6 protein-coding genes are annotated in these 2,796 nt (G+C 67.7%); 1 reads left to right on the forward strand and 5 read right to left on the reverse strand.

Annotated elements, in window-relative coordinates:
- Positions 1-806, forward strand: an 806-nt coding sequence (locus AC04L7_RS15970; protein ID WP_475513394.1) for a M24B family metallopeptidase, incomplete at its 5' end; no start/stop codon positions are given.
- Positions 807-813: 7 nt separating this feature from the next.
- On the opposite strand, the gene AC04L7_RS15975 is transcribed toward AC04L7_RS15970, so the two are convergent.
- From AC04L7_RS15975 to AC04L7_RS15995, 5 genes are all read right to left on the reverse strand, one after another.
- A complete protein-coding gene (locus AC04L7_RS15975) occupies positions 814-1,251 on the reverse strand; it encodes a GFA family protein (protein ID WP_436000288.1) in 438 nt (145 codons plus the stop codon).
- Between the two features lie 9 nt (positions 1,252-1,260).
- Entirely contained in the window at positions 1,261-1,656 is a 396-nt protein-coding gene (locus tag AC04L7_RS15980) for a YciI family protein (RefSeq protein ID WP_299346767.1), read from the reverse strand.
- A gap of 24 nt (positions 1,657-1,680) precedes the next feature.
- Positions 1,681-2,103 (reverse strand): MAPEG family protein, encoded by a 423-nt coding sequence (locus AC04L7_RS15985; RefSeq protein ID WP_436000286.1) that lies wholly within the window; start codon positions 2,101-2,103, stop codon positions 1,681-1,683.
- Positions 2,100-2,423: a hypothetical protein gene (locus tag AC04L7_RS15990; protein ID WP_475513395.1), complete on the reverse strand. Its 324-nt coding sequence runs from the start codon at positions 2,421-2,423 to the stop codon at positions 2,100-2,102. The genes AC04L7_RS15985 and AC04L7_RS15990 overlap by 4 nt, the downstream gene beginning before the upstream one ends.
- A gap of 87 nt (positions 2,424-2,510) precedes the next feature.
- The coding region (locus AC04L7_RS15995; RefSeq protein ID WP_475513396.1) for a hypothetical protein at positions 2,511-2,796 on the reverse strand (286 nt) is incomplete at its 5' end.

The raw sequence follows: 2,796 nt of genomic DNA on the forward strand, positions 1-2,796 counted from the left end.
ACCTGCGGCTGTTCAAGTCGAAGGACGAAGTGAAGCTGATGCAGCGCGCCGCCGACATCAGCGTCCAGGCCCACCTCGCTGCGATGCGCGCGGCGCGCCCCGGCATCCGCGAGTACGAGCTGCAGGCCGACGTGGAGCGCGTGTTCCGTGCCAATGATGCATGGCCCGCCTACAACAGCATCGTCGGCGCCGGCCGCAACGCCTGCGTGCTGCACTACCGAGCGAATACCGCGCAGGCGCGCGACGGCGACCTGGTGCTGATCGATGCGGGTGCCGAATACCGCGGCTACGCCGCCGACATCACCCGCACGTTCCCGGTCAACGGCCGCTTCACCCCCGCGCAGCGCGCGCTGCACGACCTTGTCGGCGAGGCCCAGCGTGCCGCGTTGGACTGCGCCCGCGTCGGCGTGCCGTACGAGGCCGGGCACGTGGCCGCGGTCGAGACGCTGACCGAAGGCCTGCTGAAGCTCGGCCTGTTGAAAGGCAAGCTCGAGAAGAACCTCGCCGAAGGCACGTACCGCCGCTTCTACCGCCACAAGACCGGCCACTGGCTGGGCCTGGACGTGCACGACGTGGGCGACTACCGCATCGACGGCGAATCGCGCCTGCTGGAAGCCGGCATGGCGTTCACCATCGAGCCGGGCCTGTACGTGGGCCACGATGACGAGACGGTCGACCCCAAGTGGCGCGGCATCGGCATCCGCACGGAGGACGACGTGCTGGTCACCGACGGCGAGCCGCGCGTGCTCACCGATGCGCTGGCGCGCAGCGCGGACGAGATCGAAGCGGTGATGGCGGCGGGCTGACCACGCCTCAGGGGCTATCCACCCGCACGTCGCGGATCCACAGCTGCCGCCATCGTGCGGCTTTCTCCTCGGGCGCCAACCGTTGCGGTGAGGCGGGCACGGGCGGCGCGAAGCCGTCGCGTGCATCCAGGCATCCGGCGTTGACCGCGGCGTGGCGCTGGTCGCCCTCTTCGAACACGACCGCCACCAGCACGCCGCAGTCGCCGCACAGCAGGAACTGCGCGGCCTCCGATCCCTGCCGATAACGGCGCAGGCGGTCCGGCCGTTGCACGCGGACGACCAGCTGCGCGTCGGTATCGGAAAGCCATGCGGCGCGGTGCGCGCGGCAGAAGCTGCAGTCGCACGCGCGGGGCGCCGTCGCGGCCGGCACCATACGCGTGGAGAAGGCAAGCGTCAGCGCGCCGCAGTGGCAGCCGCCATCCAGCACCGAGGGAAGCGCATGCATCGGCAGACCTCAGCCTTCGCCGGAACGCCACGCCGACGGTGTTTCGTTGGCCACGACATCAACACGTGCGCGCGCCGCCTCCAGTGGCCGGATTTCCAGCGTCAGCCCGAAGGCCAGGCAGGGGTTCTCGGACGCGATCCGCGCGGCGTGGTCCAGCGACTCGGCGACGATGAACCAGTAGCCGCCGACCAGCTCCTTGGCTTCGGCGAACGGTCCGTCGGTGATGCCGGTGCGAGATACCTGTCTGCCTCGGTTCTCAAGGCGGCTGCCGGGCTTGAGCACGCCGTCGGCCACGCCTTTTTCGTACCAGGTGTAGAAGCGATCGATGGCGTCCTGCACGTCTTCTTTCGATGCGCTTTCGTCCCATTGGCCGCGGGAGATGAGGAGGTAGTCGGAGGTCGTCATGAGGGGTCCAGGAGGAAGGGCGGATTACGCGTGCGCCAGCGCTGCCTGCAGCAGCAGGCCCCACAGGCCCAGCACGGCCATAAAATTCGCGGTGAAGACGAGCCCCCGCAGGCGCACGTTCGTGGTCGCGACCTGCACGACGCTATGCAGGACACGACCGGCGACGAACAGCCACGCGAGGGCGATGGCAGCGTGGCTCGCGCCCAGCAACATCAGCACGACGCAGGCGACATGGAAGAACAGCGGCCACTCGAACTGGTTGGACAGGTTGGCGCTGATCCGCGGCTCGACCTTCGCCCACGGATTGCTGCCATCCGCGCGGCGGCCGATGCCCCAGATCGCCGGCGCCCGCGCGATCGTCAGCAGCACGTAGAGGCACGCGGCGAGCGCGACATGCGCCGTCATCGGTAGCAGCAGGGCGGTATCGAGGGGCGTGAGCGCGGTCATGGCAGCGACGGATTCGCCAGGTAGGCCGCACCCAAGGCGGCGACCAGGCCGAGGAGGACGAAAAGACCGTAACGCAGGCGGAACGGGATATCCGGCTTGCCATAACGCCGTTCGGCCTGCCACCGATCCAGTCGCCAGCCTTGGTGGCATTCCGGACAGGCCAGCTGGTAGCGCCGACCGTRGACGAAGCCGAACAGCAGGTCGAACTCACCATACTTGTAGGCCAGCTGCGGCTGGAAGTCGCGCTCCTGATCGCAACGCGGGCAATGCTGCGGCTCCGGTTCGCCCACCGGCACCACGCGTTCGCCTTGGCCGATCATGAACATCATGCGTGCCGTCCGCTTGCATGCATGCGAATTCTCCGTAGGCGTCAGAGTGGATGAAAGGCGTGGCGCCCGCTCGACGGATTATGTATCGAGGGTGATCGCGCCAGTAAGATCGGCTTGGCGAGGTCGGTAGCCACGGTCGATCAGTGCGCAGGCTAGCGCTGCTAAGCGCTCCTCTTGGCGAGCGCCCTGTCCGGTGAAGTTCGCCAATGCACCTTCGCTTAAAGACTCGGCGATATCCGGGCCTGAGAGGCCCGAGACAAGTTGCGAGGCCTCGTTGATTTCCTGTAGCTCAGGGAGCGAGGGCATATTGGCGAAGGCAGCGGGATTAGTGAAAACGAACTCGTGAGCGCGGTTCGCCGAAAGC

It is taken from the genome of Pseudoxanthomonas sp. LjRoot204_2, assembly GCF_056175765.1.